At 41.5% G+C, this 504-nt stretch carries 1 pseudogene; it reads right to left on the reverse strand.

Annotated features, from left to right (window positions below):
• Positions 1-504 (reverse strand): annotated as a pseudogene (locus ACFILW_RS11200) (hypothetical protein); the annotation flags it as partial.

Genomic DNA, 504 nt, shown 5'->3' on the forward strand with positions numbered 1-504 from the left:
CTCTTACTTCATTAATTTCAGTATTTGTTGCCAAAAGTTGGGAACCATTGACCGCTTCGGTCGATTCTGCTGTGAGTGCGCCATTTTGAATGCCTGTTATCTTCTTACTACCAGCGTCAATACCACTCGTTGTTATTTTCGGTCCACCAGAAATCACTAAGCCCGTTGCGTCTAAGGTACTGTTTCCTGCAGTTACTTTATTGACTGCAATATCCTTAGCTAGATCAAATTTTATATTATTATTATCTTTGCCTTTGCTAATTTGAAGATTTGTACTTCCAGCGGAAAAATCTACCGCGCTGTCCATGATAACGGTCTTACCATCCTTACCCCCAACAGATAGTTTCCAACCACCATTTCTTACGACACTTTCTAAGTCTTTTAACTGTACAACATTTACTGCATCAGTAAGTTCACTACCAGCTGCTACACCTGTAATCTGCCGCGTCATGCCCGTACTTTTATTACCAACACTAACGGCACCCTGCGTACTTTTCCATTGCG

This window comes from Bartonella sp. TT110JLCBS (assembly GCF_042193405.1).
Taxonomy (GTDB): Bacteria; Pseudomonadota; Alphaproteobacteria; order Rhizobiales; family Rhizobiaceae; genus Bartonella.